This is a genomic window from Janibacter cremeus (assembly GCF_029395675.1).
GTDB classification, from domain to species: Bacteria; Actinomycetota; Actinomycetes; order Actinomycetales; family Dermatophilaceae; genus Janibacter; species Janibacter cremeus_A.
In genome coordinates, this window is record NZ_CP115184.1 from 219,717 (window position 1) to 234,128 (window position 14,412).

At 71.4% G+C, this 14,412-nt stretch carries 13 protein-coding genes; 9 read left to right on the plus strand and 4 right to left on the minus strand.

Annotated features, from left to right (window positions below; genetic code table 11):
- Positions 1–17: 17 nt before the first annotated feature.
- The gene (locus O9K63_RS01010) at positions 18–1,520 is read right to left on the minus strand and encodes a long-chain-fatty-acid--CoA ligase (protein ID WP_277239938.1); all 1,503 of its coding nucleotides are present in this window, start codon (positions 1,518–1,520) and stop codon (positions 18–20) included.
- A gap of 162 nt (positions 1,521–1,682) precedes the next feature.
- Between O9K63_RS01010 and ligA the strand changes: the two genes are divergently transcribed.
- The 3 genes from ligA (at position 1,683) to O9K63_RS01025 (ending at position 6,161) form a co-directional block, all read left to right on the plus strand.
- The gene (gene ligA / locus O9K63_RS01015; protein WP_277239939.1) at positions 1,683–3,863 is read left to right on the plus strand and encodes an NAD-dependent DNA ligase LigA; all 2,181 of its coding nucleotides are present in this window, start codon (positions 1,683–1,685) and stop codon (positions 3,861–3,863) included.
- The gene (locus O9K63_RS01020; RefSeq protein WP_277239940.1) at positions 3,860–4,336 is read left to right on the plus strand and encodes a DUF664 domain-containing protein; all 477 of its coding nucleotides are present in this window, start codon (positions 3,860–3,862) and stop codon (positions 4,334–4,336) included. Before ligA ends, O9K63_RS01020 begins: the two co-directional genes overlap by 4 nt.
- Positions 4,337–4,430: 94 nt before the next feature.
- Entirely contained in the window at positions 4,431–6,161 is a 1,731-nt protein-coding gene (locus tag O9K63_RS01025; protein ID WP_277239941.1) for a DEAD/DEAH box helicase, read from the plus strand.
- 102 nt (positions 6,162–6,263) lie between these two features.
- On the opposite strand, the gene tpx is transcribed toward O9K63_RS01025, so the two are convergent.
- Positions 6,264–6,761 (minus strand): thiol peroxidase, encoded by a 498-nt coding sequence (gene tpx, locus O9K63_RS01030; protein ID WP_277239942.1) that lies wholly within the window; start codon positions 6,759–6,761, stop codon positions 6,264–6,266.
- A gap of 74 nt (positions 6,762–6,835) precedes the next feature.
- On the minus strand, positions 6,836–7,279 hold the full coding sequence (locus O9K63_RS01035) for an HIT family protein (RefSeq protein ID WP_277239943.1): 444 nt from the start codon (positions 7,277–7,279) through the stop codon (positions 6,836–6,838).
- Between the two features lie 23 nt (positions 7,280–7,302).
- Here O9K63_RS01035 and O9K63_RS01040 point away from each other — a divergent pair, with 23 nt between their 5' ends.
- Complete coding sequence (locus tag O9K63_RS01040; protein WP_277239944.1) at positions 7,303–8,109, plus strand: carbon-nitrogen hydrolase family protein; 807 nt, start codon at positions 7,303–7,305, stop codon at positions 8,107–8,109.
- 96 nt (positions 8,110–8,205) lie between these two features.
- Here O9K63_RS01040 and O9K63_RS01045 read toward each other — a convergent pair whose 3' ends face one another.
- The gene (locus tag O9K63_RS01045; RefSeq protein ID WP_277239945.1) at positions 8,206–9,117 is read right to left on the minus strand and encodes a DUF559 domain-containing protein; all 912 of its coding nucleotides are present in this window, start codon (positions 9,115–9,117) and stop codon (positions 8,206–8,208) included.
- Between the two features lie 259 nt (positions 9,118–9,376).
- Here O9K63_RS01045 and gatC point away from each other — a divergent pair, with 259 nt between their 5' ends.
- From gatC to O9K63_RS01070, 5 genes are all read left to right on the plus strand, one after another.
- Positions 9,377–9,673: an Asp-tRNA(Asn)/Glu-tRNA(Gln) amidotransferase subunit GatC gene (gene gatC / locus O9K63_RS01050; RefSeq protein WP_277239946.1), complete on the plus strand. Its 297-nt coding sequence runs from the start codon at positions 9,377–9,379 to the stop codon at positions 9,671–9,673.
- 31 nt (positions 9,674–9,704) lie between these two features.
- Entirely contained in the window at positions 9,705–11,219 is a 1,515-nt protein-coding gene (gene gatA, locus O9K63_RS01055) for an Asp-tRNA(Asn)/Glu-tRNA(Gln) amidotransferase subunit GatA (protein WP_277239947.1), read from the plus strand.
- A gap of 2 nt (positions 11,220–11,221) precedes the next feature.
- Positions 11,222–12,796 carry an Asp-tRNA(Asn)/Glu-tRNA(Gln) amidotransferase subunit GatB gene (gatB, locus tag O9K63_RS01060; RefSeq protein ID WP_277239948.1) on the plus strand — a complete coding sequence of 525 codons (1,575 nt, stop codon included), beginning with the start codon at positions 11,222–11,224 and terminating at the stop codon, positions 12,794–12,796.
- Between the two features lie 42 nt (positions 12,797–12,838).
- Positions 12,839–13,753, plus strand: coding sequence for a 2-hydroxyacid dehydrogenase (locus tag O9K63_RS01065; RefSeq protein ID WP_277239949.1), 915 nt, complete (start codon positions 12,839–12,841; stop codon positions 13,751–13,753).
- 95 nt (positions 13,754–13,848) lie between these two features.
- Positions 13,849–14,385 (plus strand): SixA phosphatase family protein, encoded by a 537-nt coding sequence (locus O9K63_RS01070; RefSeq protein ID WP_277239950.1) that lies wholly within the window; start codon positions 13,849–13,851, stop codon positions 14,383–14,385.
- Positions 14,386–14,412 lie beyond the last annotated feature (27 nt).

The window sequence follows — 14,412 nt, forward strand, 5'->3', positions numbered from 1 at the left end:
GAGCGGGGGCGGCAGCGTCAGTCGTCGGCGGGGGCGTGCACCTCGCGCTTGAGGATCTTGCCCGTCGGCCCCTTGGGCATCTCGTCGAGCACCCACACGGTGCGCGGGTACTTGTACGCGGCGATCCGGTCCTTGACGTAGTCCCGGATGTCGTCGACGTCCCCGGAGGCGCCCTCTCGCAGGGCGACGGCCGCGCCGATGTCCTCGCCGAGCTCGGGGTGCGGCACACCGACGACGGCGCACTCCAGGACGTCGGGGTGGGTGTAGAGCACCTCCTCGACCTCGCGGGGGTAGACGTTCATGCCGCCGCGGATGATGACGTCCTTCTTGCGGTCGACGATCGTGTAGTAGCCGTCCTCGTCGACGCTGGCGATGTCACCGGTGCGGAACCACCCGTCCGGGATCGCGGCCGCCGTCTCCTCGGGCTTGTTCCAGTAGCCCTTCATGACGTTGTCGCCGCGGATGGCGATCTCACCGACGCCCTCGCCGGGGCCCACATCCTGGCCGTCCTCGCCGATCAGCTTCATCTCGCAGCCGGGGATCGCCCGCCCGATCGTGCCGGGCTTGCTCGGCTGGTCCAGCATGTTGAAGGAGGCGACCGGGGAGGTCTCCGAGAGCCCGTACCCCTCGAGCAGGCGGACCTTGAACGTCGACTCGAACTCGGTGAGCGTCGCCTCCGGCAGCGAGGACCCACCGCTGACGCAGGTGCGCAGGCTCGAGGTGTCGGTGGTGTCCACGCTCGGGTGGTGCAGCATCGCGCCGTACATCGTCGGCACGCCCTCGAAGACCGTCACCTCGTCGCGCGCGACGATCTCCAGCGCCTTGCCGGGCTCGAAGCGCGGGATGAGCGTCAGGGTGGCGCCGGTGAGGACCGAGGTGTTGAGCCCGCAGGTGAGGCCGAAGACGTGGAAGAGCGGCAGGCAGCCCATGACCACGTCGTCGGCGGTGATGCCGATGATGTCGTGCGCGGAGCGCTGCGCGTTGAGGTCGAGGTTCCGGTGGGTCAGCTCCGCGCCCTTCGGCCGACCGGTCGTGCCGGAGGTGTAGAGGATGACCGCGGTGTCCTCGTCGTCGCGCTCGACGGGCGTGGCGATCGGCTCGCCCGCCGGCAGGTCCGTCTCGCTCGGGCCGACGGGGCCGGAGGCGATGACCTTCGTCGCGGTGCCCTCCGCGCCGCCCTGCGCCTCGGCGAGGAAGTCGCCCCACGCGAAGGCGAACTTCGCACCGGAGTCGGTGAAGAAGTACTCGACCTCCTGGGCCTTCAGCAGCGGGTTCATCGGCACGACGGTGCCGCCGGCGAGCAGGGTGCCGTAGAAGAGCACCGGGAAGGCGGGGATGTTCGGCAGGATCAGTGCGACGCGGTCGCCCGGCTCGAGACCGGCAGCACGCAGGGCACCGGCCGTCTTCGCGGCGAGACCGTGCAGCTGCTGCCAGGTCAGCTCGGCGTCGTCGAGCTTGATGGCCACCTTGTCAGGGTGGGCCTGGGCGGTGGTGACGAGGTTGCTCGCCAAGTTGGTCATGGGTACTCCTGGGTAGACCGGTGGTGGTGCCATCCAACACCGTGATCCCGTTCGCACGGAAGGGGGTGGCGTCGAGGCTCCCTTCGAGGCTACGTCGTCGCACCTCAGGGCACCGCCTTCGTCGCACCTCGGCCATCGGGCCGGGTGCGGCAGGATGGGAGCGTGAGTGAGATCCCCGAGACCGACGAGTCAGCACCCCGGGTGGAGCCGAAGACCCCGGCCGACGTGCCCGAGGACATCCGCGACGAGTGGACCGAGCTGGCCGAGCAGGCGAGCGCCGCCCAGTTCGCCTACCACGTCAAGGACGCGCCCACGATCAGCGATGCGGCCTACGACGCGCTCATCCGACGGCTGAACGAGATCGAGGAGGCGCACCCCTCCCTTCGCACCCCCGAGTCGCCGACGCAGGCCGTCGGCGGAGCGGTCTTCTCCACCGAGTTCACCGCCGTCGACCACCTCGAGAGGATGCTCTCGCTCGACAACGCCGTGGAGACCGACGAGCTGGTCGACTGGGCGGCCCGCGTCGAGCGCGAGGTCTCCGGCTTCCACTACCTGTGCGAGCTGAAGATCGACGGCCTCGCCGTCAACCTCCTGTACGAAGGGGGCCGGCTCACCCGTGCACTCACGCGCGGTGACGGGCGCACCGGTGAGGACATCACGATGAACGTGCGCACGATCGCGGACATCCCCACCCGGCTGGACGGCAGCGAGCACCCGGTTCCGGACCTCGTCGAGGTCCGCGGGGAGGTCTTCTTCCGGCTCGAGGACTTCGCCGAGCTCAACGCCGGCCTCGTCGAGGCCGGCAAGGCCCCCTTCGCCAATCCGCGCAACTCGGCCGCCGGCTCGCTGCGCCAGAAGGACCCCCGCGTCACCGCCCGCCGTCCGCTGCGGATGCTCGTCCACGGGACCGGCCGGCGGGAGGGCTTCGCCGTCGAGAGCCAGAGCCACGCCTACGAGCTGATGGCGTCGTGGGGGCTGCCGACCTCTCCGCACTACCGGGTCTTCGACACCATGGAGCAGGTGCGGCGCTTCATCTCCGAGGTCGAGGGGCAGCGCCACGACTACGACCACGAGATCGACGGCGTCGTCGTCAAGGTCGACGAGATCGCGGTGCAGCGTCGCCTCGGCACGACCTCGCGCGCTCCCCGCTGGGCCATCGCCTGGAAGTATCCGCCCGAGGAGGTCAACACCAAACTCCTCGACATCCAGGTCAATGTCGGGCGCACCGGGCGGGTCACCCCCTTCGGCGTGATGGAGCCGGTCACCGTCGCCGGGTCCACGGTCTCCCTGGCGACGCTGCACAACGCCCACGAGGTCAAGCGCAAGGGCGTGCTCATCGGCGACACGGTCGTGCTGCGCAAGGCCGGCGACGTCATCCCCGAGATCCTCGGCCCGGTCGTCGAGCTGCGGGACGGCAGCGAGCGGGAGTTCGTCATGCCGACGCACTGCCCCTCCTGCGGCACCGAGCTCGGCCAGCAGAAGGAGGGCGACAAGGACATCCGCTGCCCCAACTCGCGCACCTGCCCCAGCCAGCTGCGCGAGCGGCTCTCCTCCCTCGCCGGGCGCGGGGCCTTCGACATCGAGGTGCTGGGGTGGGAGGGCGTCGTCGGGCTGCTGGACGCCGGGGTGCTCACCGACGAGTCGACCCTCTTCTCGCTCACGGCGGAGGACATCTTCCGGGTGCCGCTCTACCGCCGCAGGGCCAGGAAGGGGGACCCGGAGGAGGAGGTGCACGACGGGCAGGTGCTCTCCGAGAACGGCCGCAAGCTCCTCGACCACCTGCAGGCGGCCAAGGAGCAGCCGTTGTGGCGGGTCCTCGTCGCGCTGTCGATCCGGCACGTCGGCCCGACCGCGGCCCGGGCGCTCGCGCAGCACTTCGGGTCGATCGCGGCGATCCGCACGGCCACCGAGGAGCAGCTCGCCGACGTCGAAGGGGTCGGCCCCCGAATCGCCGCGTCGGTGCGTGAGTGGTTCGACGGCGAGGGCAACGAGTGGCACCGGCAGATCGTCGACCGCTGGGCGGCGGACGGGGTGCGCATGGAGGACGAGCGCGACGAGTCGATCGCCCAGACCCTGTCCGGGCTGACCGTCGTCGTCACCGGCTCGCTGGAGCAGTTCAGCCGCGACTCCGCCAAGGAGGCCATCCTCGAGCGCGGCGGCAAGGCCTCCGGGTCGGTGAGCAAGAAGACCGACTGGGTGGTCGTCGGGGACAACGCCGGCACCAAGGAGGCCAAGGCCCGCGACCTCGGTCGGCCGATCATCACCGAGGAGCAGTTCGTCGAGCTGCTCGAGACCGGGACGGTCGCCGGCTTCGGCGAGGACGACGAGAGTGACGAGGGATGACGACACCGGACCTGCAGGGCACACTGCAGTGGTACGTGGACACCGCGCTGGTCCGGCTGCTGGCCAAGGCCGACGAGCTGGTGGAGTCGGGTGGCGAGGAGCTGCTGTCACGGCGCCCCGACGTGGAGGATGCCAACAGCGTCTTCGCCCTGGTCACCCACTGCTGCGGGGTCATGGAGCACTGGGGCGGCGAGGTCGTCGCCGGGCGCCCGGTCAACCGGGACCGGGCGGCCGAGTTCACCGCCACCGGGACGCTCGCCCAGCTCGAGGAGCTCGTGGCCGCGCAACGACGACGGTGGCTCGACGACCTGCTGCGGTTCGAGCCGGGGGAGGCGCCGCGGGGTCCGGTCGAGCACCACGAGGGGGAGCCGGAGGTCATCACCCAGGGCTTCGTCGTGCTGCACGTCATCGAGGAGCTCTTCCAGCACCTCGGGCACGTCGACCTCACCGTCGACCTGCTCACGGGGCGCTGACGCCCCCCTTCGCTGGTGGTGACCCGCGCCACCCCGACGGCTCTCCCCAGCGGGTCACTCGCCGAGGCGGCCCGGGCGGGACTACGGTCGGGTTGTGAGCGACGACAGTGTGACCAGCCCGGAGCCCGATCGGTCGTCCTTTGCCGACCTCGGTCTCGACGACCGTGTCGAGCGTGCGCTGAGGGACGTCGGCTACGAGACGCCCTCGCCGATCCAGGCGGCGACGATCCCCGCCCTGCTCGAGGGCCGGCACGTGGTCGGGCTGGCCCAGACCGGTACGGGCAAGACCGCGGCGTTCGCCCTGCCGATCCTCAGTCGGCTCGACCCCAAGCAGAAGTCCCCCCAGGCGCTCGTCCTCGCGCCCACCCGGGAGCTCGCGCTCCAGGTGTGCGAGGCCTTCGAGAAGTACGCCTCGCGGATGCCGAACGTGAAGGTCCTGCCGGTGTACGGCGGCCAGGGGTACGGCGTGCAGCTGAGTGCGCTGCGACGCGGCGTGCACGTCGTCGTCGGCACCCCCGGCCGCATCATGGACCACCTCGAGAAGGGCACGCTCGACCTGTCGGAGCTGCGCTTCCTCGTGCTCGACGAGGCCGACGAGATGCTCAAGATGGGCTTCGCCGACGACGTCGAGACGATCCTCGCCGACACGCCGGAGGAGAAGCACGTCGCCCTCTTCTCCGCGACGATGCCGGCGCAGATCCGGCGCATCTCCAAGAAGTACCTGACCGACGCGCTCGAGATCTCCGTCGAGCGCAAGACGGCGACGGCACCCAACATCACCCAGCGACATCTCTTCGTCTCGTACCCGCAGAAGGTGGACGCCCTGACGAGGATCCTCGAGGTCGAGAACTTCGAGGGAATGATCGTCTTCGTCCGGACCAAGACCGAGACCGAGACGCTCGCGGAGAAGCTGCGCGCCCGGGGGTTCTCGGCAGCGGCGATCAACGGCGACGTCGCCCAGGCACAGCGCGAGCGGACCGTGGCCCAGCTCAAGTCGGGCAAGCTGGACATCCTCGTGGCGACGGACGTGGCAGCGCGGGGGCTCGACGTCGAGCGGATCAGCCACGTCGTCAACTACGACATCCCGACCGACACCGAGTCCTACGTGCACCGCATCGGTCGTACGGGCAGGGCGGGGCGCTCGGGCGACGCGATCTCCTTCGTGACGCCGCGCGAGCGCCACCTGCTCAAGGCGATCGAGAAGGCCACGCGCACGACCCTGACCGAGATGCCGCTGCCCAGCGTCGAGGACATCAACGCCAATCGCCTGAGCCGACTCGACGACCGGATCACCACGGCGCTGGGGTCCTCCGACCTCGGGGCCTTCCGTGACGTCGTGTCCCACTACGTGCGCGAGCACGACGTGCCGGAGCTGGACGTCGCCGCCGCCCTGGCGATCGTCCTGCAGGGCGACGAGCCGATGCTGATGGAGCCGGACCCGGTGCGTCCGCCGAGGCGTGAGCGGGAGGAGCGCAAGGAGCGCGGCGGTCGCAACGACCGGGGCAAGCGGGGCGAGCGCGGGCCGCGCGGCGCATCGGGCCCGATGGCCACGTACCGGATCGCCGTCGGACGACGGCAGAAGGTCGAACCGCGCCAGATCGTCGGCGCCCTCGCCAACGAGGGTGGCCTGAGTCGGCAGGACTTCGGGCACATCGACATCCGTGCGGACCACTCACTCGTGGAGCTGCCCGCGTCACTGCCGGCCGGGACGGAGGACCGGCTGCGGCGCACCCGGATCTCCGGTCAGCTCATCGAGCTGCGGGAGGACCGGGGGCGTGGTGGGCGACCCGACAAGAAGCCGCACCGCAAGGGTCGGCGCCCCTGATCGCGGCGGGACCGCCCCGCCGTCACGACTGCCGACACGCCTCGTGCCGGTGCCCGGGCGGGCACCGGCACGAGGCGGTCATTGCCGAGGGATCTGCGTCGGTCAGGCGGCGAGCGCCTTGGCCGTGGCGTCGTAGTCCGGCTCCTGGGTGATGTCGGGGACGAGCTCGGTATGGATGACGGTGCCGTCGGCGTCCAGGACGATGACCGAGCGGGCGAGCAGGCCCTCCATCGGCCCGTCCGCCATGGTCACGCCGTAGTCCTCGCCGAAGGAGGAGCGGAAGGCCGAGCCGACCTTGACGTCCTCGATGCCCTCCGCGCCGCAGAAGCGGGCCTGGGCGAAGGGGAGGTCCTTCGAGACGTTGACGACGGTGGTGTTGTCGAGGCTCGCGGCGAGCTCGTTGAACTTGCGCACGCTCGCGGCGCAGACGCCGGTGTCGATGCTCGGGAAGATGTTGAGGACGACGCGGCCGGACACGTCGGCGCTGGTCAGCGCGGACAGGCCGTCGCCGACGAGGTCGAAGGCCGGAGCGCTGTCGCCGGGAGCCGGCAGCTCGCCGACCGTGTTGACGGGGTTGCCCTTGAATGCAGTGGTAGCCATACCCCATGCCTACACGTTCCGCGCTCCACTGTCTGCATCGGACCGCCATCCGGCCGGTGGTCGGCGGCGGCGCGTCAGCCCGGCAGTGGCCCCGGGCCCACGACCTGCTCCGCGTGCCCGTCGGCGCGCAGCCGGGAGCGCAGGCGCTCCGCGGCCTCCTCGAAGCGCTCGTCGGGCACGTCCCGCATGACCCGGCTCGGGTCGAAGTCCTGGTGCGACCAGGCCGGCCAGATGTGCACGTGCAGGTGCGCCACCTCGAAGCCCTCGAGCATCATCCCGATCCGGGGCGCGGCCCACTCCGCCTGCTGGGCACGACCGATGACCTGCGCGACGTGCTGGACGTGGGCCCACGTGTCGGCGTCGGCCTCCGTCCACTGCGCGATCTCCTCGCGGCTGACGACCATGACGTGTCCGTCGGCCATCGGCTCGATGGTCAGGAAGGCCACGCAGGTCGCGTCCGACCAGACGAAGCGTCCGGGGATCTCGCCGGTGATGATCTTGGTGAAGAGAGTCGCCATGCCGCCAAGCCTAGGGTGGAGGCATGGCACCTGACTCCCTTCGCCTGGCCGGTGCGCAGTTCACCGCCACCGGTGACCCGACCGAGAACCTGCGCACGATCGCTGACCTGACCGCGCGCGCGGCCGAGCGGGGTGCCCGCCTCGTGGTGCACCCGGAGGCGGCGATGGCCTCCTTCGCCGGGCGCCTCGACACGATCGCCGAGCCCCTCGACGGGCCCTTCGCCGACGGGGTGCGGGCGCTCGCGCTCGAGCACGACGTGACCCTGGTCGTCGGGATGTTCACCCCCGCGGACGCGATCACCACGCAGGACGGGAAGGACCGCTCCCGGGTGCACAACACCCTCCTGGTCACCGGGCCCGGGACGGCGGAGACGATCTACCGCAAGATCCACCTGTACGACGCCTTCGGCACCACGGAGTCCGACACCGTCGCTCCCGGCGACGAGGTCGTCACCGTCGACGTCGACGGATGGAGGGTGGGACTCTCGACCTGCTACGACGTGCGATTCGGCGAGCACTTCACCGAGCTGGGGCGTCGCGGTGCCGAGCTCGTCGTGCTGCCCGCCTCGTGGGGCGACGGGCCGGGGAAGGCCTCGCAGTGGGACCTGCTCACCCGCGCCCGCGCCCACGACGCCCAGGCCTGGCTGCTCGCCGTCGGCCAGGCGTGGACGAAGTACGCGGTCTCCGGGCCCCTGGGCATCGGCCGCTCGGTCCTGGCCGACCCGACCGGCGAGGTGCGCGCCCGCCTCGGCGGGGGAGAGGACGTGCTCGTGGCCGAGATCGACCGCGCCACCGTCGAGCGGACCCGCGCCACCGTCCCGGTCCTCTGAAAGTTACTCGCGGGTGCGACGTGCACTCGCATGACGCGGCCTCGGGCGGGGCCCAGTAACAAGAGCGGCGCTGCCCCTCGTCTCGGCAAGTGCACGTCATACCCGCGAGTCACGATGGGCGAGCGTGCGGAGGACGATGTCGCGCACCCACTCCGGATGGTTCATCACGCGGTCCCAGCTGAAACGGAGCACCAGCCAACCGTCTGCGGTCAGTCGGTCGTAGCGGATGCAGTCCTTCTCGAGTGCCTCTCGGCTGCCGTGCCACTCGAAGGAGTCCGCCTCCAGCACGATCTTCACCCGCTCGTCTGCGAGGTCGACGATGCCGATCGGGCCAAGTTCATCGCGGATATTCACCTGGGGCTCGACGATGAGACCGGGGATGTCCGAGACGATCCAGCGCAGGACCGACTCGAAGGGATTGGCTGCGTGCGGGCTCGCCGCCCGGACCAGACCCTCGACCTTGCGGCGGTATCGCAGCGGTAGACCGGACGCGGCCAAGAGCAGTTCGTCGCGGTCCACTGCTCCCTCGCGCAAGGCGGAGTCGAGGACCGCAACGGCCTCGTCGGCAGGTAGGAGACTGGCGCAGTCCAGCGCTGTCCGGACCCGGGAAGTCACCCAACCGTCCTCGCGGTCGTCGGGTGGCACGGCTCGGAAGCGCACATCGAAGGTGCGCAGCACACGGGGCGGAACCTTGCGATTGCGCGGAACGGCGACCTGCGGCTTGGTGGGGACCCACTTCATCGGCCAACCCCACCGGGCCGCGGCCGTCAGGAGGATGGCCGTCCCCGTCACCTCGTGCGCTGCCCGTCTGCCGGCCGCGGCCAGATCCGCCAGTTCCGCGCGCTCCCTCGTCCAGGCGGGGACGGGCAGGGCGTATCGGCCACGTGCCGGTCGGCGCACCGCCCCCCGGTTGAGGGCCTGACGCAACTCGTACTCGGTGACGTACCTCAGCAGCTCGGCGCGGGAGGCACCCCCGCCGAGCTCGGCAAGGACCTCCTGCACCGGCACGTCCAGCATCCTCGTGGTCCGGCGTCCTGCGTGCCGATGGTCGTCCACAGAGCCGACTCGCGGGTACGACGTGCACTTGCAGTCGCGATGTGCCCAGGCACCCGCGTGGACGGGCGCAGGTCGACACCAGGGTCAGGGAAGTGCCCGTCGTACCCGCGAGTAGCCACGGGGGCCGGCACGAAGGTACAGGCGAGCGGTCCCCCTGCCCCGGGACGACCGGGGGCGGGGTCGTGCCCCGCCGACTCATAGACTGTCCGGCATGGCAGACCTCTCCCGTGACGACGTGGCCCACCTGGCGTCGCTGGCCCGCATCGACCTCACCGACGCCGAGCTCGACACGATGGTCGGTGAGCTCGGCCAGATCATCTCCTCCGTGGAGGCGGTGCAGCAGGCGCCGATCGGGGCCGTCGAGCCGATGAGCCACCCCATGCCGATCACCAACGTCACCCGTCCGGACGTGGTTCGTCCGTCGCTGACCCCCGAGGAAGCCCTCGCCGGCGCGCCTGACTCGGAGCTGTCACGCTTCGCCGTGCCGCGCATCCTCACCGAAGACTGACGACTGCCGACCTCCCCGCGAAGGACCCCACGTGAGTGACCCCACCCGCATGACCGCTGCCGCGCTCGCCGACGCGCTGGCTTCCGGTGACCTCTCCTCGGAGCAGGTCACCCGCGCCCACCTCGACCGGATCGAGGGCGTGGACGAGACCATCGGCGCCTACCTGCACGTGTCGGGGGAGTCCGCCCTGGCCGAGGCCCGTGCCGTCGACGAGCGCCGGGCGAAGGGGGAGGACCTCCACCGCCTCGCCGGCGTCCCGATCGCCGTCAAGGACGTGATGACCACGACCGGCATCCCCACGACCGCCGGGTCGAGGATGCTCGAGGGCTGGATCCCGCCCTACGACGCCACGGTCGTCGGCAAGCTCAAGGCGGCCGGCCTGCCGATCCTCGGCAAGACCAACATGGACGAGTTCGCGATGGGCTCCTCGACGGAGCGCTCCGCCTTCGGCCTGACCCGCAACCCGTGGGACCTCGACCGCATCCCGGGTGGGTCCGGCGGCGGGTCGAGCGCGGTCGTCTCGTCCTGGCAGGCCCCCTTCGCCACCGGCACCGACACCGGTGGCTCGATCCGCCAGCCGGCCGCCCTGACCGGCTCGGTCGGCGTCAAGCCGACCTACGGCGCGATATCGCGCTACGGGCTCATCGCGATGGCCTCCTCCCTGGACCAGGCGGGCCCGTGCGCCCGCACCGTCCTCGACACCGCGCTGCTGCACGAGGTCATGGCCGGGCACGACCCGCTCGACTCGACCTCGATCGACGCCCCCGTCCCCGACGTCGTCGGCGCCGCCCGTCGTGCGGACGTCGCGGGGATGAGGGTCGGCATCGTCAAGGAGCTGACCGGGGAGGGCTTCGCGCCCCAGGTCCAGGCCCGCTTCGACGAGGCCGTGCAGCACCTGGTCGACGCCGGAGCCGAGGTCGTCGAGGTCTCCTGCCCCAACTTCGTCTACGCACTCGGGGCGTACTACCTGATCATGCCGAGCGAGGCGAGCAGCAACCTCGCCCGCTTCGACGCCATGCGCTACGGCCTGCGCGTCGCCCCGGAGGGTGTCGACGCCCCCAGCGCCGAGCAGGTCATGGCGGCCAGCCGCGATGCCGGCTTCGGTGACGAGGTCAAGCGCCGGATCATCCTGGGCACCTACGCCCTCTCCTCCGGCTACTACGACGCCTACTACGGCAGCGCGCAGAAGGTGCGCCGGCTCATCGCCGACGACTTCGCCACGGCATTCGAGGTCGCCGACGTGCTCGTCAGCCCGACCGCGCCGACCACGGCCTTCCGCTTCGGCGAGAAGACCGACGACCCGATGGCCATGTACCGCGGGGACATCGCGACCATCCCGGCCAACCTCGCGGGCATCCCCGGCATGTCCCTGCCGAGCGGTCTCGCCGAGGACGGCCTGCCCGCGGGCTTCCAGGTCCTCGCCCCGGCGATGGCCGATGACCGCCTGTACACCGTCGGCGCCGCCCTCGAGCAGCGCCTCGTCTCCGCCTGGGGTGGCCACCTGCTCGAGCAGGTCCCCGAGCTGGCGACCACGAAGGGAGCCTGACCATGGCGACGACCACGACCGACGACGTCCTCGACTACGACGAGGCCCTGAGCACCTTCGACCCGGTGATGGGCCTGGAGGTCCACGTCGAGCTCGGCACGAGGACCAAGATGTTCTGCGGCTGCGCCACCGGCTTCGGTGCCGAGCCCAACACCCAGGTGTGCCCGGTCTGCCTCGGCCTGCCCGGCGCCCTGCCGGTGGTCAACGAGACCGGCGTCGAGTCGGCGATCCGGATCGGCCTGGCCCTCAACTGCGAGATCGCCCGCTGGTGCCGCTTCGCCCGGAAGAACTACTTCTACCCGGACATGCCGAAGAACTTCCAGACCTCCCAGTACGACGAGCCGATCGCCTTCGACGGCTACCTCGACGTGGAGATCCCGGCCCGGTCCGGCGAGGGCAGCGAGGTCTTCAGGGTGGAGATCGAGCGGGCCCACATGGAGGAGGACACCGGCAAGAGCATGCACATCGGCGGCTCCACCGGGCGCATCCAGGGCGCGGAGTACTCGCTGCTGGACTTCAACCGCGCCGGCATCCCGCTCATCGAGATCGTCACCAAGCCGATCGTCGGTGCGGGCGACCGCGCCCCCGAGGTGGCCAGGGCCTACGTCTCCGCCCTGCGCGACCTGCTGCGCGCGCTCGACGTCTCCGACGTGAAGATGGAGCAGGGCTCCATGCGGTGCGACGTCAACCTCTCCCTGCGCGCGCGGGCCGGTGACGGCGCCGCGTCCGCCGAGCAGCTCCAGGTCCCGCTCGGCACCCGCTCGGAGACCAAGAACGTCAACTCCCTGCGCTCCGTCGAGCGTGCCGTGCGCTACGAGGTCTGCCGCCACGCCGCCGTCCTCAGCAGCGGCGGCTCGATCCTGCAGGAGACGCGTCACTGGCACGAGGACACCGGCATCACCACGGGCGGGCGCGAGAAGTCCGATGCGGAGGACTACCGGTACTTCCCCGAGCCGGACCTCGTGCCCGTCGCCCCGCCCCGCGAGCGCGTCGAGCAGCTGCGGGCGACCCTGCCCGAGCCCCCCGCGGAGCGCCGCAAGCGGCTGCAGGAGGAGTGGGGCTACTCCGACCTGGAGATGCGCGACGTGCTCAACGCCGGCGCCAGCGGGCTGATCGAGACCACCGTCGCCGCCGGTGCGAAGCCGCAGGCCGCCCGCAAGTGGTGGCTCGGCGAGCCCTCCCGGCGCGCCAACGAGGCGGGCACCGATCTCGTCGGCTACGCCGAGCAGGTCGGGCTGAGGCCGGAGCACGTCGCCGAGCTCGAGTCGATGGTCGGTGCCGGTCGGCTCAACGACAAGATGGCCCGCCAGGTCCTCGAGGGCGTCCTCGACGGCGAAGGGGGACCGACCCAGGTCGCCGACGCCCGCGGACTCGAGCTCGTCCAGGACGACGGTGCCCTCGAGGGCGCGGTCGAGACGGTCATCGCGAACAACCCCGACATCGCCGAGAAGATCCGCGGCGGCAAGGTCCAGGCCGCCGGTGCGCTCATCGGCCAGGTCATGAAGGAGATGAAGGGCCAGGCCGACGCCGGCAAGGCCCGCGCGCTCATCCTGGCCAAGCTCGGCGTCGAGGGCTGACCGCGCGTCCCCCTCCAGGGGGAAGAGCGTTACGGTCGGATCATGCTGACCGTCTCCTTCCCTGACCAGACCTGGCTCGACGACGTGGGACCGATCGAGGGAGTGACCCCGGTCGTCTGGGACCCGACGCAGCCGCCCCCGGAGGAGGACGTCGAGGTCTTCGTCGCGCCGTACATGGCCCCCTCCGAGCAGATCGAGCCGGTGGGCGGCAAGCCGTCGGTGCGCTTCGTGCAGCTGCTCTCCGCCGGCCACGACGCCGCGCTGCCGGTGATCCCCGAGGGCGTCGCCCTGGCCAACGCGCAGGGCGTCCACGACGCGGCGACGGCCGAGCTCGCACTGACCCTCGTGCTCGCCTCCCAGCGCGGCATGGACGAGTTCGCCGCCGCCCAGGCGAAGGGGGAGTGGCTGCCCCGCCACTTCCGGCCGGGTCTGGCCGACAAGCGCGTCCTCGTCCTGGGCTACGGCTCGGTGGGCTCGGCGATCGTGCGGCGACTGGCCCCCTTCGAGGTGTCCGTGACCGCGGTGGCCTCACGGGCCCGTGGCGGGGACGACCTCGTCGACCGGGTCCACGGCATCGACGAGCTGCCCGACCTGCTGCCCGAGCAGGACATCGTGATCTCGGTGCTGCCGGGGACCGACGCGACGACGGGCATCCTCGGCGATGGGGTCCTCTCCTCCCTGGCCGACGACACCCTCGTCGTCAACGTCGGGCGCGGTCCGGCACTGGACACCGAGGCGGCGCTGCGGCACACGGGCCGACTGCGCTTCGCGCTCGACGTGACCGATCCCGAGCCGCTGCCGTCCGACCACCCCCTGTGGAGCGAGCCCGGCGTGATCATCAGCCCGCACACCGGTGGGGTCACCGACGCCTTCCGGCCGCGGATGGTCGACCTGCTGCGTCGCCAGCTGCGCCTCCTGGCCGTGGGCGAGGAGCCGCTCAACGTCGTCGCGCGCTGACCCCCCGTCGGCGGATCCGAGGCCGCCGGGACCCGAGATGGCCGCGGTTGGCGCGTGGGGTGGCAATCCATCGTGAGGCGCGCCACACTCGGATCATGACGACGTCAGCAGAGGACCGCACCCTCGTCCTGCTGCGGCACGCCTCGGCCGAGTCCGCGGGTGCCGGTCAGGACGACCGTGAGCGCAGCCTGAGCGAGGCCGGGCGGACGGAGGCGCAGGCCATCGGCCACTGGCTCGTCGAGCAGGGCATCGGCTGCGACGAGGTCATGTGCTCACCCGCCCAGCGCACGCGCGAGACGATGGCCGAGCTCGCGGAGGCGGGATGCCCCGAGGCGGAGGTCCGGATCGAGCACCGGCTCTACAACGCCGGTGCCGAGGACGTCCTCGCCGTCGTGCACGAGGCCTCGGAGGACGCGAGCGTGCTCCTCGTCGTCGGGCACGCGCCGGGGCTGCCGGCGGCGACGAGCCTGCTGGCCGACGGGGAGGGGTCGGCCCCGGCCCACGAGCTGCTCGCCGAGGGCTTCCCGCCCGGCGCCGCCGCGGTGCTGCGCTTCTCCGGGCACTGGTCCGACCTGGCCTTCGACTCGGCCATGCTCGACCGCTTCCACGTGCCGGTCCTCACCTCGTCCTAGGGCTGCACCGCCGGCAGCTCGGGGTCT

Bases quoted from the DNA above. Each gene is read 5' to 3' on its own strand.
- O9K63_RS01010 (WP_277239938.1), bottom strand. From the start codon at position 1,520: ATGACCAACTTGGCGAGCAACCTCGTCACCACCGCCCAGGCCCACCCT.
- O9K63_RS01020 (WP_277239940.1), top strand. From the start codon at position 3,860: ATGACGACACCGGACCTGCAGGGCACACTGCAGTGGTACGTGGACACC.
- tpx (WP_277239942.1), bottom strand. From the start codon at position 6,761: ATGGCTACCACTGCATTCAAGGGCAACCCCGTCAACACGGTCGGCGAG.
- O9K63_RS01035 (WP_277239943.1), bottom strand. From the start codon at position 7,279: ATGGCGACTCTCTTCACCAAGATCATCACCGGCGAGATCCCCGGACGC.
- O9K63_RS01040 (WP_277239944.1), top strand. From the start codon at position 7,303: ATGGCACCTGACTCCCTTCGCCTGGCCGGTGCGCAGTTCACCGCCACC.
- gatC (WP_277239946.1), top strand. From the start codon at position 9,377: ATGGCAGACCTCTCCCGTGACGACGTGGCCCACCTGGCGTCGCTGGCC.
- gatB (WP_277239948.1), top strand. From the start codon at position 11,222: ATGGCGACGACCACGACCGACGACGTCCTCGACTACGACGAGGCCCTG.
- O9K63_RS01065 (WP_277239949.1), top strand. From the start codon at position 12,839: ATGCTGACCGTCTCCTTCCCTGACCAGACCTGGCTCGACGACGTGGGA.
- O9K63_RS01070 (WP_277239950.1), top strand. From the start codon at position 13,849: ATGACGACGTCAGCAGAGGACCGCACCCTCGTCCTGCTGCGGCACGCC.